The organism is Nocardia arseniciresistens, assembly GCF_046764875.1.
Taxonomy (GTDB): Bacteria; Actinomycetota; Actinomycetes; order Mycobacteriales; family Mycobacteriaceae; genus Nocardia; species Nocardia arseniciresistens.
In genome coordinates this window covers 701,006-719,293 of record NZ_JBKORD010000001.1, presented here as the reverse complement: position 1 = coordinate 719,293, position 18,288 = coordinate 701,006, and the positions used below count along the sequence as shown (strand labels likewise).

The following is an 18,288-nucleotide window of genomic DNA, read 5'->3' as shown; positions in this document are numbered from 1 at the left end:
CGATCTTGCCGCGCTTTCTCCAGGGTGGAACCGCGTACAGGCTTCGGTGTCCGCGTGCCGCTGACCGCGCGTACCCGTCCGGAATATCCGCCGCTATCGCTCGCGCAGCAGCGGATGTGGTTCCTCAACCGCTTCGACGCCGACTCGGCCGCCAACAACATTCCCGCTGCGGTCCGACTGCAAGGTGTGTTGGATCTGGGGGCATTGCGTGGCGCGATCGCCGATGTGATCTCTCGGCACGAAACGCTGCGCACCATCTACCCGGCACACGACGGCGTCGCCTATCAGGGTGTGCTCTCCTCGGATCGGGCCATTCCGGAGCTGGATGTCGTCACCGTCGCTGAATCCGAGATGAGGGGCGCGATCGACGAATTCGTGAGTCGCGGGTTCGATGTGACCGCCCAGGCTCCGGTGCGGCTGCGTGTTTACCAGGTCGGTGACCGGGAGCACGTCCTCGTCGTCGTCGTGCATCACATTGCCTCGGACGGTTTCTCGATCCGCCCGCTGGTCCGCGACCTGATGACCGCCTACCTGGCACGCAGTTCCGCCGCGGAGCCCGACTGGCCTGCGCTCGAGGTGCAGTACATCGACTTCGCGCTGTGGCAGCGCGAAACGCTCGGCTCCGAGGACGATCCCACCTCGCTGATCTCCGAGCAGCTCGACTATTGGCGCGGTGCGCTTGCCGGTCTGCCGGACGAGCTGCGCCTTGCCGGTCGCCCACGTCCCGCCGTGGCGTCGTATTCGGCTGGCACGCACCGTTTCCGGGTCCCCGGTGATCTCATCGACGAGCTGAACCGGGTCGCGCATGGGCACGACACCACGCTGTTCATGGTGGTGCACAGCGCCTTTGCCGCGCTGCTCGCGCGGCTGAGCGGATCCGGCGACATCGCCATCGGCATGCCGGTCGCGGGTCGTGGCGAACAGGCGCTCGACGACCTGGTCGGCATGTTCGCCAACACCCTGGTGCTGCGCGCACAGGTCGATTCGACGGCCTCGTTCGCCGATCTGCTCGCACAGGTGCGTGAGCGGGACCTACAGGCATTCGCGCACGCGGACGTGCCGTTCGAGCGGCTGGTCGAGGTGCTCAACCCGGCTCGCTCGCAGGCCCGCCACCCGCTGTTCCAGGTGCTGCTGAGCTTCGAGGACCTCGATCGCACCGCGCTGGAGCTGCCGGGTCTCACGGTGTCCGAGCTCGGCGTCGACGCGCCGTCGGCCGAGTTCGACATGCGGCTCACGCTGAGCGAGGTGCCCGGCGGCGAAGCCGAGATGGATGCCGAACTGGTGTACGCCACCGATCTCTTCGATGCGGCCTTCGCGGATGCTTTCGCCGAGCGTTTCATCCGGGTATTGCGCTGCGTCGCCATCGAACCCTCGGTCGCGGTCGGCGATATCGAACTGCTCGACCCCTCCGAGCGTTTGCTCGTGCTCGAGCAGTGGAACGCCACCGAATTCCCGGTCGACGCGGCGCTGACCTCACCGGTCGGCGATGCGGCCGCGACGCTGGTCTCGCTGTTCGAAGCCCAGGTGACGCGGACGCCCGACGAGTACGCCCTCACCTTCGAGGGGACAAGTCTCGCCCACCCGTCGCCCGACCACCACCCCCCAACGAGTCACTCCGTGACGCTTACTTATGGCGAGTTCGCCGAGCGGGTGCACCGTTTGGCGCGCTGGCTCAAGCGCAACGGCGTCGGCCCGGAATCGTATGTGGCCCTCGGCATGCGCCGTTCCATCGATCTCGTGGTCGGTATGTACGCGGTGAACGCCGCGGGCGGCGCCTACGTGCCGCTCGATCCGGATCATCCGGCCGAGCGCATCGACTACATCCTCGATACCGCGCGCCCGGTGTGTGTGCTCACCTCGGGCGCCGATCTGGAAACCGTTGTCTCGCGCCAGGTTCGGATCGACGAACTGGATCTGTCCGAGTTCTCGGCCGAGCCGCTGACCGACGCCGACCGGCACAAGCCGCTGCGGCCGACCAATACCGCGTACGTGATCTTCACCTCCGGTTCGACCGGTCGCCCGAAGGGTGTCGCGGTCTCGCACGCGGCGATCGTCAACCGCCTGGTGTGGATGCACGCCGAATACGGTCTCGGCGCCGATGACGTCGTCGTGCAGAAGACTCCCGCCACGTTCGACGTATCGGTATGGGAGTTCTTCTGGCCCCTGCAAGTCGGTGCCCGCCTTGTCATCGCCAAGCCGGACGGTCATCGTGATCCGGCCTACCTCGCGCGGCTGATCGCCGACGAGCAGATCACCACGGTGCACTTCGTGCCCTCGATGCTCTCGGTGTTCGTCGCCGAGTCCCTTGCGGCCGAATGCACAAGCCTGCGCCATGTTTTCGCTTCTGGCGAGGCATTGCCCGCGGTCACCGCGCAGCGGCTGCGCGAGCTGACCGGTGCCAGGCTGCACAACCTGTACGGCCCGACCGAGGCCGCCGTCGATGTGACCTTCCACGAGGTCACCGACGCCGACACCACGTGGGTGCCGATCGGCGCGCCAGTGTTCAACACCAGGGTGTACGTGCTGGATTCGCGGCTGCGGCCGGTTCCTGTCGGCGTTCCCGGTGAGCTCTACCTGGCGGGAGCGCAGCTGGCGCACGGTTATGTGGCACGCCCCGACCTGACCACCGAGCGTTTCATCGCCGATCCGTTCGGCGACGCCGAACGGATGTACCGAACCGGCGACCTGGTGTCTTGGACCTCCGACGGCGAGCTGGAGTACTTGGGCCGCACCGACTTTCAGGTGAAGCTTCGTGGCCTGCGTGTCGAGCTCGGTGAGATCGAATCGGAGCTCATGACGCTGCCTGCCGTCGCGCAGGCTGTTGTGCTCGTGCGTACCGACGAGCGGACCGGCGATCAGCTGGTCGCCTATGTCGTCGCCGCGGCACGCAAGACCGTGGACATCGACGCGGTGAAGATCGCGCTCGGCGAGCGGCTGCCCGCCCATATGGTCCCCGCGGCCTACCTGGTTCTCGCCGCGTTCCCGCTCAACGCCAGCGGCAAGCTGGATCGAAAGGCGCTGCCGGAACCCATTTTCGCGGCGAAGGTGTTCCGCGCGCCGACGACGCCGGTGCAGGATATCGTCGCGAGCACCTTCGCCGAGGTACTCGGCATCGATCGGGTCGGGCTCGACGACGACTTCTTCGAACTGGGCGGCAACTCGCTGGTCGCCACCCAGGTGGCCACCCGGCTCGGCCAGGCGTTCGACGCCCAGATCCCGGTGCGCGTGCTGTTCGAGGCGTCCAGTGTCATAGCGCTGGCGTCGCGGGTGGAATCGACTGTCGGACAAGCCGATCGGGTACCGCTTGTGCCGCAGCAACGTCCCGAACTGATGCCGCTGTCGTTCGCACAGCAGCGCATGTGGTTCCTCAACCGCTTCGACAACCGCACTGCCGTCAACAACATTCCGGTCGCGATCCGGCTGACGGGCGCCTTGGATACGGCCGCGCTCGATGCCGCCATCGGTGACGTGCTCGCGCGCCACGAGGCGCTGCGCACCGTGTACCCGGAGGTGGAAGGTGCTGGTTACCAGCGCATTCTGAGCGTCGCCGACCTTCGCGCGCAGGGCGCTCGAAATGCCACTGACGAGGCACGTTTCGAGCTGGCGGCCGAGCCGGTGACGGCAAGTGCGCTGCCCGCACGCATCGTCGAGCTCGCGAGCGTGCACTTCGACGTGACGAGTGCGATTGCGTTCCGTGCCGCGCTGCTGTCGCTGGATGCGCGCAACCATGTCCTCGTGCTGGTGATGCACCACATCAGCGCCGACGGCTTCTCGCTGCGTCCGCTGCTGCGCGACCTGGTGGTGGCCTATAGCGATCGGGCAACGGGCGCGACTCCCGTGTTGGCCCCGCTCGAGGTGCAGTACGCCGACTACGCGCTGTGGCAGCGCGAGGTGCTCGGCAGCGAGGACGATCCGGAATCGGTCGCGGCCGCCCAGATCGCCTACTGGACCGAGCAATTGCGTGATCTGCCCGATCAGATCGAACTGCCCGCCGACCGGCCTCGGCCGGAGGTCGCCACCAATGCCGGTGGCATGCACAACTTCTCGGTCGACGCCGAGCTGCGCACGGCGCTGACCGACGTCGGCCACGCGCACGGCGTCGCCCTGTTCATGGTGGTGCACGCCGCGCTGGCCGCCTGGGCCGCCCGACTGTCCAACAGCACCGATGTGGCGATCGGCACCCCGATCGCCGGACGTGGCGAACGCGCGCTCGACGACCTGGTCGGCATGTTCGTCAATACGTTGGTGTTGCGCACCGAGGTCGACTTGGGTGCTGAGTTCAGCGAACTGCTCGAGCAGGTGCGTCGTACCGACCTCGCGGCCTTCGCCAATGCGGACGTGCCCTTCGAACGGCTTGTCGATGTCATCAGCCCGGTTCGCTCGCAGGCGCATCACCCGCTGTTCCAGGTCGCGTTGACCTTCGAGGCGGTCTCGGCCGCCGAGATGGGCACCGTCGAGCTGCCGGGCCTCGACCTCGATGTGATCGAATTCGACGCGGGTACCGCGAAGTTCGACGTGCAGCTGACCGTTCGCGCGGCCGCCGATGGCGCGCTGAACCTGTCGTGGAACTACGCCACCGAGCTTTTTGATCCAGAAACGGTGGCTTTGTTCGCCGACCGCTTGGTGCGGATCCTGCACAGCGTTGCCGAAGATCCGGCGATCATCGTCGGCGATATCGATCTGCTCGGTGCGGACGAGCGGCTCGATGTGTCGCAGCGCTGGGTGTCCTCGGGCGCGGATTCCGCCATCGGAACGAGCGCCGGTCGCTTCGACGATGCGGACGCCACGCTGGCCGGGCTGTTCGACGCGGCGGCGCTCGCGCATCCGCAACGCATCGCGGCGAAGTTCGGTACCGATTCGCTGACCTATGCCGAGCTGGATCGGCTTGCGAATGTGCTGGCGCGCAGGCTGATCGCCGATGGTGCGGGACCGGAGTCGCTGGTCGCGGTGATCCTGCCGCGCTCGCTGGACCTGGTTGTCGCGCTGCTCGCCGTGGTGAAGACGGGCGCGGGCTATGTGCCTGTCGACCCGGCCTACCCGGCCGATCGCGTCGCCTATGTGCTGTCGGATTCGCGTCCGACGAGCGTGATCGTCGATTCGACGGTCGAGGTCGGCGTTCCGGACGGCGTCGCGACGGTCGTGGTGGACGGCTTTGCCGTCGAGACCGGCAATGTCGTGGATGCAGACGACGCCCCCATCGCCGATGCGGACCGCAACGCCCCGCTGAACCCGGACAGCATCGCCTATGTGATCTACACCTCCGGCTCGACCGGCCGCCCCAAGGGCGTCGCGGTCACGCACCGGAATGTGGTGCGCCTGTTCGCCGATACCGATCGCGACTTCGGCTTCGGCGCCGACGACGTGTGGACCCTGTTCCACTCCTACGCATTCGACTTCTCGGTGTGGGAACTGTGGGGACCGCTGCTGTTCGGCGGCACCGTCGTCGTGGTCGACTACTACACCTCGCGTTCGCCGGAGCAGTTTCTGGAACTGCTACGCGCGCAACGGGTTACCGTGCTCAACCAGACCCCGTCCGCGTTCTACCAACTCGCGGAAGCCGATCGCGGCGCCGCACCGGATGTCGCGCCGCTCGCACTGCGGTACGTGGTGTTCGGTGGCGAGGCGCTGGAATTGCGCAGGCTCTCGGATTGGGTCGCGCGCCACGGTGACGGTGTCACCGCTCGTGACGGTCGCACCGTGGGGGCCGCGTCGCTGCTGGTCAACATGTACGGCATCACCGAGACCACCGTGCACGTGTCCTACCGCGCGCTGGACGCGGCGACCATTACCGCCGCCTCCGCCAGCATCGTCGGCCGGGCGATCGCCGGACTTCAGGTGTTCGTGCTCGACAGCAGGCTGCGACCGGTCCCGGTCGGTGTCGCGGGCGAAATATATGTCGCGGGACCGCAATTGGCCCGCGGCTACCTCGGCCGCCCCGGCCTGAGTGCCACCCGCTTCGTCGCGAACCCGCTCGCCGGTGTCGACGCGGCAGGCTCGCGCCTGTACCGCTCCGGGGATCTGGCGCGCTGGAACCGCTTCGGCGAGCTCGAATACCTCGGTCGCGCGGACGATCAGGTGACGGTCCGCGGCTTCCGCATCGAACTCGGTGAGATCGAGTCGGCCGTGCTCGCACAGCCCGGCATCGCCCAGGCGGCGGTCATCGTGCGTGAGGACAAGCCGGGCGATCCACGGATCGTGGCCTACGTGGTCGCCGATCCCGACGTCATTCCGGATCTCGACGTCGTCCGCAGCGGCGCGGCCGAGCAACTGCCGTCCTACATGGTGCCGACCGCGCTGGTGCGTCTCGAATGGATTCCGTTGACAGTGAACGGAAAGCTCGATCGCCGCGTACTTCCGGCACCGGCCGTGCAGGCTCGTAGTTTCCGTGCACCGGTCACGCCGGTGCAGGAGACCGTCGCCACGATATTCGCCGAAGTGCTCGACCTGCCGAGGGTCGGCGTCGACGAGGACTTCTTCGATCTCGGTGGCAACTCGCTGATCGCGACACGGGTGGTGTCGCGCATCGGCGTCGCGCTCGGTACCACGGTTCCGGTGTGCGCGCTGTTCGAGGCTTCGACCGTGGAAGCGCTTGCGGCGCGAGTGGAATCGCATGCCGACGGCGCGCGGGCCCGCCTTGTCGCCCGCCCGCGCTCGGCGGACGAGCTGGTGCGCCAGGTCTCGCATTGGCAGCGCGCATTGGACGGCGTCGCGGACGAACTGCCGTTGCCGACCGATCGGCCGCGTCCCGCGCTTGCCTCGCATCGCGGCGCGACCCTGCGACGCGAGCTGCCGAGCGACCTGGTCGCCGCGCTGGAAGACATCGCCGGCGAACGCGGTGCGTCGCTGTTCATGGTGATGCACAGCGCGCTCGCGGTGTTGCTCGCCCGAATCTCGGGCACCGACGACATCGCGGTCGGCACGCCGATCACGGGCCGCGCCGATGCGCTCGACGATCTGGTCGGCACGTTCGTCAACACCGTGGTGCTGCGCACCGGAATCGACCATGCCGAGTCGTTCACCGGACTGCTCGACCGGGTGCGCGGCACCGACCTGGACGCCTTCGGCAACGCGGACGTTCCGTTCGAGCGGCTGGTGGAACTGCTGGCACCGGAACGCTCGCAGGCCCGCAACCCGCTGCTCCAGGTGATGCTCGCGATCCAAAACCTGGAGCACAACTCGCTGGAGCTGCCCGGCCTCTCGATCTCGGCGCACGATCTCGAAGAGAACGTGGCGCGCTTCGACCTACAGTTCACGCTGTCGGAGAACGACGCGACCGGCATGACGCTCGCGCTCACCTATGCCACCGAGCTCTTCGACGAGTCGAGCGCGGCAGATATCGCGCTGCGTTGGCAGCGAGTCCTCGAAGCCGTCGCCACCGATCCGTCGGTCGCGGTGGGTGCCATCGATGTGCTCGACGCACAGGAACGGGCCGATCTCATCACCCGCACAGGCCCGCTCGCCATCCCCGCACGTACCCTGCCCGAGCTGCTTGCCGAAGCCGCTGCCATGGATCCGAACGCCACCGCCGTGGTGTTCCAGGGAACACGGCCGGCCCACCCGTCGCCCGACCACCGCCCCTCAACGAGTCGCTACGCGACGCTGGCCTACGGTGAGCTGGACAAGCGGTCCAACCGGTTGGCCCGCATGCTCATCGCCGATGGCATCGGTTCCGAGGATCTGGTTGCCGTCGCCGTGCCACGCTCCGCGGAGTCGGTGTTCGCCGCGTGGGCGGTGTCGAAGGCAGGCGCGGCCTTCGTGCCGCTCGACCCGAACTACCCGGCCGAGCGCATCGCGCACATGGTCGCCGATTCCGGTTCTCCGATCGGTCTTACGGTGGCGTCGGTCCGCGACGGCCTCCCCGAATCGGTGCGCTGGCTGGCACTGGACGAGCTCGATCTGGACGCCTTCGACGGTGGACCGATCACCGATGCCGATCGCGTCCGGCCGCTGCGTCCGGCGCATCCGGCCTATGTCATCTACACCTCGGGCTCGACCGGTGTGCCGAAGGGCGTCGTGGTCACCCACGCCGGTCTCGCGAACTCGAGCGTCGAACAGATTGTTCGCTACGACCTCGACTCCGGCTCGCGCGCACTGCATTTCGCGTCACCGAGCGTAGATGCCTCGATCCTCGAGCTGCTGCTCGCCATCGGCGCGGGTGGCGCGCTCGTGGTGGTGCCGCCAGGGGTGTACGGCGGCGAGGAACTGTCCGAGCTGATTCGCGCCGAGCGGGTCACGCACGCGTTCATCACCCCCGCCGCGCTGGCGACCTTCGACCCGAGCGGCCTCGATACGCTGCGGGTGCTCGTCGTCGGCGGCGAGGCCTGCCCGCCGGAACTCGTCGCGAAATGGGCGGTGCCGCTCGCGAACGGCTCCGTGCGCAACTTCCACAACGGTTACGGCCCGACCGAGACCACCATCATGACCAACATCAGCGATCCGCTGGTGATCGGCGAGACGGTGACCATCGGCGGACCCGTCCGCGGCATGTCGTCACTGATTCTCGATGCCCAGCTGCGGCCGGTTCCGGTGGGTGTCCCGGGTGAGCTCTATCTGTCGGGCATCCAGCTGGCGCGTGGCTATCACGCAGGGACAGGGCTGACCGCCGAGCGGTTCGTCGCCAACCCGTATGTCGACGGTCAACGCATGTACCGCACCGGTGACATAGCCAGATGGGTGCCTGCGTCGCGTAGCGATGCGATCCAGCTGGTGTCGCGGGTCAGGGCACCCGGTGTGGTCGTCACCCCGCGCCACGTGTTCGAGCAGCACACCGTCGCAGAGCCCGCCTCGGTCGTGGAGATCGAGGCGGCGACGCAGCCGACACCGGCCGAACTGCCCGGTGGTGGCGTCGGTGCGACAGGTACGGGCGGCCACACCCCGTCCGACTTCACGCTGGTACGCAGCACGCAGCGCGACATCGACGGCTGGGAGCAGCGATTCCCGGCGCTGGCCGACGTCTGGCCGCTCTCGGCGTTGCAGGCCGGTTTGCTGTTCCACGCCGGGCTGGCGGCCGGCTCGGTGGACGTCTACACCGCGCAGGCGGTGCTGACCCTCACCGGTCGGGTGGATGCGGGCAGGTTGCGTTCGGCCGCACAGGCTTTGGTCGACCGCTACGAGAACCTGCGCACCGCGTTCGTCACCGACAACGACGGCAACGCCGTGCAGGTGGTGCTCGACAGCGTTCGGGTGGCGTGGGCCGAGCACGATCGCATCGAGTCCGGCGAAATCGAAGACCTCATCACCGCGGACCGGATGCGGCGCTTCGACCTGACCGCGCCGCCGCTGATCCGGTTCACTTTGATCCAGGTGGCGCGGGCGGGAGCGGCCGCCCCGCAGGACACTGATCGTTGGCAGTTCGTGGTGTCCAACCATCGCATTCTGCTCGACGGCTGGTCGATGCAGTTGCTCATGCGGGATCTACTTGTGCTCTACGCGGAACACGCCGACGCCAACGTGCTGCCCGCCGTCCGTTCCTACCGGGACTTCCTGGAATGGACCGCACAGCAGGATCTTTCGGCCTCGGTGGACGTGTGGCGCGAGTCGCTGCGCGGTGTCACCCATCCGACCCTGCTCGCTCGGCCGGACGCCTGCCGCGAAATCACCGCGCTGTCGAGTGAGTATTACTTCGACATCGACGAGTCGGCGACGACACGACTGACCACGCTCGCCGCCTCGCTCGGCGTCACCCCGAATACCGTCCTGCAGACCGCGTGGGGCATCCTCGTCGGCCGGATGATCGGCCGCGACGACGTGCTGTTCGGTACCACGGTTTCCGGCCGTCCTACCCAGCTGGCCGGCGTCGAGGCCATGGTCGGCCTGTTCATCAACACCGTCCCGATGCGGGTCCGTCTCGATCCGTCGGAGTCCGTGCAGCAGCTGCTGACAAGGACCCAGGGTGAGCAGAACGATCTGCTCGACCATCACTACGTCGGCCTCGCCGAAATCCAATCCGCCGCGGGCATCGGCGGCTTGTTCGACTCGCTGGTGGTGTTCGAGTCCTACCCGGTGGACTCCGACGGCATCCAGGCGCGGGCCGCGGATATCGACGGGATGGCGGTGGTCGGCATCGAGGCCGCCGACGCCACGCACTACCCGCTCACGCTGATCGCGCAGTTGGATACCCGTTTGCGGATCCGCGCGGGCTACCCGCGCGACCTGTTCGACGAACAGACCGTGCGGCGGATCGCCGACCGCCTCGTCCGAGTGCTCACCTCCATGATCACCGAGCCCGGTATGGCCGTCGGTGATATCGAACTGCTGAACACCTCCGAGCGTGAGCTGGTGGTGTCGGGCTGGAACGACACCGCGCACGAAGTGGATAGCCACGCGACGCTGGCCTCGATGTTCGAGGCGCAGCTGGCCGAGACGCCCGAGGCGACCGCCCTGACGTTCGAAGGGACGAGTCTGGCCTATACCGAGTTCGCCGGCCGGGTATATCGTCTGGCGCGCTGGCTCATCGAACGCGGCGTCGGTCCGGACTCGTATGTGGCCCTCGGCATGCACAGGTCCATCGATCTGGTCGTCGGTATGTACGCGGTCACCGTGGCAGGCGGCGCCTACGTGCCGCTCGATCCGGATCATCCGGCCGAGCGCACGGAATACATTCTCGCGACGGCGGATCCGGTGTGCGTGCTCACCACCGGCGCCGACCTCGACATCGACACCGCGCAGGTGCGCATCGACCTGCTCGACCTGGATGCCCTGTCGGACGAGCCGGTGACCGACGCGCAGCGGCGGACTCCGCTGCTGCCCTCGAACATCGCCTACGTCATCTTCACCTCAGGTTCGACCGGCCGCCCCAAGGGTGTCGCGGTCAGCCATGGCGCGATCGTGAACCGTCTGGTGTGGATGCAGTCGGCCTACGGACTGTCGGGCACCGACACGGTGCTACAGAAGACACCCGCGACCTTCGATGTCTCGGTGTGGGAGTTCTTCTGGCCGTTGCAGGTCGGCGCGCGCCTGGTGGTCGCGAAGCCGGACGGACACCTGGATCCCGGCTACCTGGCCGAGGTCATCGCGACCGAGCGGGTCACCGTCACCCACTTCGTGCCGTCCATGCTCGCGGTATTCGTCGCCGAGGCCGCCGCCGCGCGCTGTGCGGCGCTGCGGTTTGTTTTCGCCTCCGGTGAGGCGCTCTCGCCCGAGCCCGCGCACCGGTTGCGCGAGCTCACCGGCGCGGCGCTGCACAACCTGTACGGCCCGACCGAGGCCGCGGTCGACGTCACCTTCCACGAGGTGACCGAGGCCGACCTCGACACGGTGCCGATCGGTGCTCCGGTGTTCAACACCCAGGTGTACGTGCTCGATGCGCGATTGCGCCCGGTTCCCGTCGGTGTCGCGGGTGAGCTGTACCTCGCGGGCGCTCAGCTGGCAACCGGCTATGTCGCTCGGGCGGATCTGACCAGTGATCGCTTCGTGGCGAGTCCGTTCGGCACCGATGGCGCACGCATGTACCGCACCGGCGACCTGGTGTCCTGGACCGCTGACGGCGAGCTGGAGTACCTGGGCCGCAACGACTTCCAGGTGAAGCTGCGCGGTCTGCGCATCGAGCTCGGCGAGATCGAATCGGCGCTGACGGGCCTGGACGAGGTCGCCCGGTCGGTCGTCGTGGTTCGAGGCGATCAGCACACCGGCGACCAGCTGGTGGCGTATGTCATTGCGGCGCCGAATGTTCGGATGGACACCGAGTCCATCCGCGAAGACCTCGGCAGGCAGCTGCCCGCCTACATGGTGCCGTCGCTGGTGATCGTGCTCGACGAGTTCGCGCTCAATGCCTCGGGCAAGCTGGACCGTAGGGCGTTGCCGGCGCCGGTGTTCGAGGCCGCGGTGTTCCGCGCGCCGACCACACCGGTCGAGGAGATCATCGCGGCCACCTACGCCGATGTGCTCGGGCTGGAACGTGTCGGGCTCGGCGACGACTTCTTCGCACTCGGCGGTAACTCGTTGAGCGCCACCCGGGTCGCCGCAAGGCTGTCCGCCGCGCTCGACACCGACCTCGGTGTCCGTGAGCTCTTCGAGGCACCCACCGTCGGCGCGCTCACGGCCCGCGCGGAGACCCGCGCCGGTGCCGGTGCGCGCCCCGCGCTGGTCCCGCAGCAGCGTCCCGATCAGGTGCCGCTGTCGCTGGCACAGCAGCGCATCTGGCTCCTCGACCGCTCCGATCCCGACTCGGCCGTCGACAATATCTATGCTGCCGTGCGGCTTTCGGGTCTGCTCGACCGGCAGGCGCTACAGATCGCGGTCGCCGACGTGCTCGCGCGGCACGAATCGCTGCGTACTTTCTATCCCGAGATCGTCGGCACCGCCTATCAGCGGATCGTCTCGACCGGCGGGGTGATTCCCGACCTTTCGCCGATCGATGTCACCGAAGCGGAACTGCCCGTGCGGCTTTCGGAAGTCGTGCTGAGCCCCTTCGACGTCACCACCGAGGTGCCGTTGCGGGCAAGGCTGTTCGAGATCAGCCCGACTGAACACGTGCTCGCCCTTGTCGTGCACCGCATTTCGGCCGACGGCTTCTCCATGGGCCCGCTGACCAGGGATGTGATGACCGCCTACACGGCGCGCGTCGGCGGCGGCGAGCCGGCGTGGCGAGCGCTGGAGGTACAGTACGCGGACTTCGCCCTGTGGCAGCGCACGGTCCTCGGCGACGAGCGCGATCCGGATTCGGTCATCTCCCAACAGGTCGAGTACTGGTCGAGCACCCTGCGCGGCCTGCCCGACCAGCTCGACCTGCCCACCGTCGGGCCGCGTCCCGAGGTCGCGTCCGGCCGCGGTGCGACATACGCCTTCGAGATCGACGCCGAGACACACCGCAGGCTCACCGAACTCGCACGCACCAGGGGCGCGACGCTGTTCATGGTCGCGCACACCGCGCTCGCGGTGCTGCTCGCCCGGCTCTCCGGCGAGGACGACATCGTGATCGGCACCCCGATCGCAGGCCGTGGCGAGCGCGCGCTCGACGACCTCATCGGCATGTTCGTCAACACCCTCGTATTGCGGACCCCCATCGACCGCAACGCCACCTTCACCGACCTGCTGCATGCGGTGCGTGCCACCGATATCGCGGCATACCGACATTCGGACCTGCGGTTCGAGCGCCTTGTCGAGCTCCTGAACCCGGCTCGTTCGCAGGCCCGTCATCCGTTGTTCCAGGTGATGCTCTCGTTCCGGAACCTCGGCCAGAACAGCCTCGGGTTGCCGGGATTGACCGTCAGGGGTGTCGATCTGCCGATCGACGTCGCCGAGCTCGACCTGCGACTGGTGCTGTCGGAGCAGAGCGACGCGCCGGGCAGCACCTCGAACGGTGCCGGTTCGCAGCTACCGACGTTCGGGATCACGGCCGAATTGATCTACGCCACGGATCTTTTCGACCGCAAGACGATGGCCGAGTTCGGCCGCCGCTTCAACCGGATACTGAAGGCGGTTGCGGCCCAACCCGATCGGGTCATCGGCGATATCGCGATGCTCGACGATCGCGAAGCCGAGCGGGTGCTGCGCGGCTGGAACGACACCGCCCATGAGGTCGAGCCCGCCACGTTGGTTTCGATGTTCGAGGCGCAGGCGGCGCGGACGCCGAAGGCGATAGCGCTGACGTTCGAGGAAACCGGTCACCTCACCTATGGCGAGTTCGCCGGTCGCGTGAATCGTCTCGCCCGGCATCTGATTTCGCTGGGCGTCGGGTCCGAGTCGCTGGTGGCCCTCGGCATGCGCCGGTCCATCGACCTGGTGGTCGGCATGTACGCGGTGTTGGAAGCGGGCGGCGCGTATGTCCCGCTCGATCCCGATCAGCCCGCCGATCGCATCGGCTACGTGCTCGATACGGCCGCTCCGGTCTGTGTGCTGACGACCTCGTCGGATGAGTTCGAGCTCGACGCGCGGACCGCTGTGCTCGAGATCGATCGGCTCGACCTGTCGACCTACTCGGACGAGACCGTGCCCGACGCCGAGCGATCGGCGCCGTTGCGTCCGTCGAACACCGCCTATGTGATCTTCACCTCCGGTTCGACGGGCTACCCGAAGGGCGTCGCGGTCAGCCACGGTGCGATCGTGAACCGGCTGGTGTGGATGCAGACGGAGTACGGCCTCGACCGCGGCGACGTGGTGTTGCAGAAGACTCCGGCCAACGTCGACGTGTCGGTGTGGGAGTTCTTCTGGCCCTTGCAGGTCGGCGCGCGCCTGGTCCTCGCCAAGCCGGACGGTCACCGCGATCCCGACTATCTGGCACAGGTCATCGCCGACGAACAGGTCAGCACGGTGCACTTCGTGCCGTCGATGCTTTCGGTCTTCGTGCAGGACGACAGGGCTGTCGAATGTGTCGATCTGCGTAATGTTTTCGTCTCCGGTGAGGCACTGCCCGTGGTCACCGCGCAGCGGTTTCGCGAGCTGACCGGTGTCTGGCTGCACAACCTGTACGGCCCGACCGAGGCCGCCGTCGACGTCACCTATCACGAGGTCGTCGATGCCGACACGGTGTCGGTGCCGATCGGTGCTCCGGTATTCAACACCCAGGTGTACGTGCTGGATTCACGACTTCAGCCGGTTCCTGTCGGTGTCGCCGGTGAGCTGTACCTCGCGGGCGATCAGCTGGCGCGCGGCTATGTGGCGCGACCGGATCTGACCGCGCAACGGTTCGTCGCCAATCCGTTCGGTCAGTCGATGCGGATGTATCGCACCGGTGATCTGGTGGCATGGAACGCGAACGGTGAGCTGGAGTATCGGGGTCGTGTCGCGGGCCTGGCCACCTCGGCGGCCGATGCCGAGCAGTCGCGCTCGACGGAGCTGCCCGGCGGCGGTGTCAGCGCCATCCCGCTGCCGCCGAGCATTGCGGCGGCGCTGGCGAATGGCGGCGACTACCGGCGCTGCTCGCAGGCGACGACGCTGCGACTGCCTGCCGTGCTCGATCGGGTGACGCTGATGGCGGCGATCACCGCGGTCGTCGATCACCACGACGCGCTGCGCACCCGCCTGCGTCGGGTGGACGAGGACTGGGTGCTCGAAGTGCTCGACAGCATTGCCGATGTCGACGACCTGATAAGCGAGGTGTCGGTCGATTCGCCGCTCGAGGACGCGGAACTGTCGCGAATCATCGACGTCGAACGTGCCGCCGCGGCCGATCGTCTCGATCCGGCGAACGCCGTTATGGCGCAGTACGTGCGGTTGTGCATCACAGATGAAGAACACGGCGACGAACTGCTGGTAGTCGCGCACCGCTTCGCGGTCGACGGCCCGTCGCTGCTGATACTGATCTCGAATCTTGCCCTGGCGATGTCGCAGGTCGCGGCCGGGCTGCCGGTCGCATTGCCGAGCGCGGGTACCTCGCTGCGGCGTCGGGGCCGCGGCCTGACCGACGCGGCCACCGCTCGCGCCGCCGAACTGCCATTCTGGCAGGAGGTTTCGGCGACGCCGGATCCGCTGCTCGGGTCCCGTGCTTTCGACAAGGAGATCGACACCGCCGCCACCGTGCGGCGGGTGCGAGTCGAATTGCCCACTGCGGTCACCGATTCCGTGCTGACCGCGATTCCGGAGCTGTACCGCGGCACAGTGACCGACGGACTGCTTTCAGCACTCGCCATGGCCCTGGTGCGTTGGCGCGGCCAGGGCAGTGCGGTGCTGGTCCGGCTCGAGGCCGACGGTCGCGATGCGGCGTCCGGTGCGGAGCTCGCGCACACCATCGGCGCCTTCGCCACCGACTACCCGGTCCGGCTCGACCTCGGCGACGCCGACCTGGACAACGCGTTCACCGGCGGAATCGCGGTGAGCGGGATCGTCAAGGCGGTCAAGGAACAGCTGCTCGCCGTGCCGGATCACGGTGTCGGTCACGGCCTGCTCGCGCTGGCGCGGGTGGGTCAGGTCGGCTTCCGCTACCGGGGTCCGGCGCCGGTCACGGTCACCGCCGAGACCTCCGGCGACGCGCCCGCCGACGGCGCGCTCGATATCGAGGCGCATGTCATCGAGGGTGCCGACGGTCCGAAGTTGGCCGCCACCTTCGCATTCCCGGCTGGGCTGCTCGACAAGGAAAAGGTGCGGGAGCTCGCCGATCTGTGGGTCGTCGCGCTCACCGCACTTGCCGAGCACGCGCAGCGGCCGGACGCCGGTGGTCTCGCGCCGTCGGATATGCCGCTGGTGCGGGTCGGTCAGGCCGACATCGAGCGGTGGGAGCAGGCGTACCCGGGTCTGGAGGAGGTGTGGCCGGTCTCGCCGTTGCAGTCCGGTCTGCTCTTCCACACGCTGATGACCGCGGCGACCGTGGACGTCTACACCATGCAGGCCGTCGTGCATCTGAGCGGCTCTGTGCACGGCGATCGGCTGCGCGCGTGCGCACAGGCCATCCTCGACCGGTACCCGAACCTGCGCACCGCGTTCGTCAGCGACTCTGCCGGGCAGGCCGTGCAGGTCGTTGTCGATCGGCTCGAGGTGCCGTGGCGCGAGGTCGACCTGAGCGGGCTTCCTGAAGCCGAGCGGGCCGAGGAACTGCGGCGGCAGCTGGCCGCGGACCGGGCGACCAGGTTCGATATGTCCGTCGCGCCGCTGATGCGCTACACGCTGTTCCGTACCGGCGCCGAGCAGTGGCATCTGGCGATCGCCACCCACCATGTCCTGCTCGACGGTTGGTCGATGCCGCTGCTGCTGCGCGATCTGCTGGTGCTGTACGCGGCGCGCGGAGACATTGCCGTGCTGCCGCAGGTGACCTCATACCGCAGCTTCCTGGACTGGCTCGCAGAGCGCGACGTGACCGCGTCTATGCGCGCCTGGGCGCATGCGCTCGACGGTATCGGCGAGCCGACCGAGCTCGCGCCGCCGTCGGGTTCGGTGCAGACCTACGAGACTCGCAAGCTCACCACCGAGATCGACGCCGACCGAACCCGTCAGCTGACCAAACACTGCGCCGAACTCGGCATCACGGTGAACACCCTCGTGCAGGCGGCATGGGGAATTCTGCTCGGCAGGCTCACCGGCCGCGACGATGTGGTCTTCGGTGCCACGGTGTCCGGCAGGCCCGCTGAGCTGCCCGGCGTGGAATCCATGGTCGGCCTGTTCGTCAATACGCTGCCCGTTCGGGTGCGCGTCGACGATCACTCGACCATCGACGATCATCTGAAGCGGTTGCAGCGCGATCAGATCGAGCTGCTCGACCACCACTATGTCGGGCTCACCGACATCCAGCGGGCGGCCGGTCCCGGCTCGCAATTCGACACAGTGGTGGTGTTCGAGTCGTATCCGATCGACTGCGCGGCGATCGCGGCGGCGAGCTCGATCGACGGGATGTCGGTGACCGATGTCAGTGTCGAGAGCGCGGCGCACTACCCGCTGACCTTGCAGGTTGCCGTCGACTCGACCCTCGAATTCACCTTCGAGTATTTGACGAGCATGTTCTCCGCCGATGCGGTGGAAACACTGTCCGCCCGACTGATTCGGGTGCTGGAGGCGCTGCTCGGCGATCCGGCGGGGCCGGTCGGCGCCATCGACATCCTCGACAGCGGCGCGCCCACCCGCCTACTCGCCGAATCCGGCATCGGTGCGGCGGCGACGCAGGAACCGGTGGCCATGGTCGGTGCGCGCACGGTGGCCAACGTGCTCGCGGAGGTTGTCGAGGAGGATCCAGAGGCGCCCGCGCTGCTGGTCGACGGCGACGAAATCGCCTACCACGTCCTGGATCGGCGCTCCTCGCAGCTGGCCAGGGTGCTCATTGATCGTGGTGCGGGACCGGGCGACACCGTCGCGGTGGCACTGCCACGCTCGGTGGACGCGGTTGTCGCGGCCTGGGCCGTGCAGAAGGCGGGCGCAGCCTGCCTGTTCGCGCAGTCGGTCGCCGAGATCGAGAGCGCTGGAGCGGGGTTCGGGATCACGCTCGAACCGGCGACGGCGGCCGCTGTGCAATGGCTGGTGCCGTCGGACCCGCAGCTGCGGACCGAAATTGCGGCCGCGCCATCGTATCCGGTCTCGTACTCGGATCGAGTCCGTCCGCTCGCCGACGAGCATCCGGCGTTCGTGCTGTTCGCGGACGGCGACCCGGTCGTCCTCAGCCAGGCCGAGGCCCTCGACAGGGCCGTGCGAGTGCGTGAGGAGTACGGAATCGACTACGGGTCGACGACGTTCACCACGGCGGTCTCCGGTCGGGCCGCATTGCTGGAGTTCCTTGCCACGGCGACTGCGGGCGCGCTTTCGGTGCTCGCGAGCGGCGGCGACCTGGCCGGTGATCTCGCCGACGGTGAGGTCACCCACTGGTTCGTCGCTCCGGGCGAATCGACGGACGCGGCCGGCGCGGAGATTCGAATCGTGGTCGCCGAGTAG

Annotated in this window: 1 pseudogene; it reads left to right on the top strand. The window is 67.9% G+C overall.

What is annotated here, in order from left to right:
• Window positions 1-18: 18 nt before the first annotated feature.
• Window positions 19-18,288, top strand: a pseudogene (locus tag ACLMAJ_RS03265) (non-ribosomal peptide synthase/polyketide synthase); the annotation flags it as partial.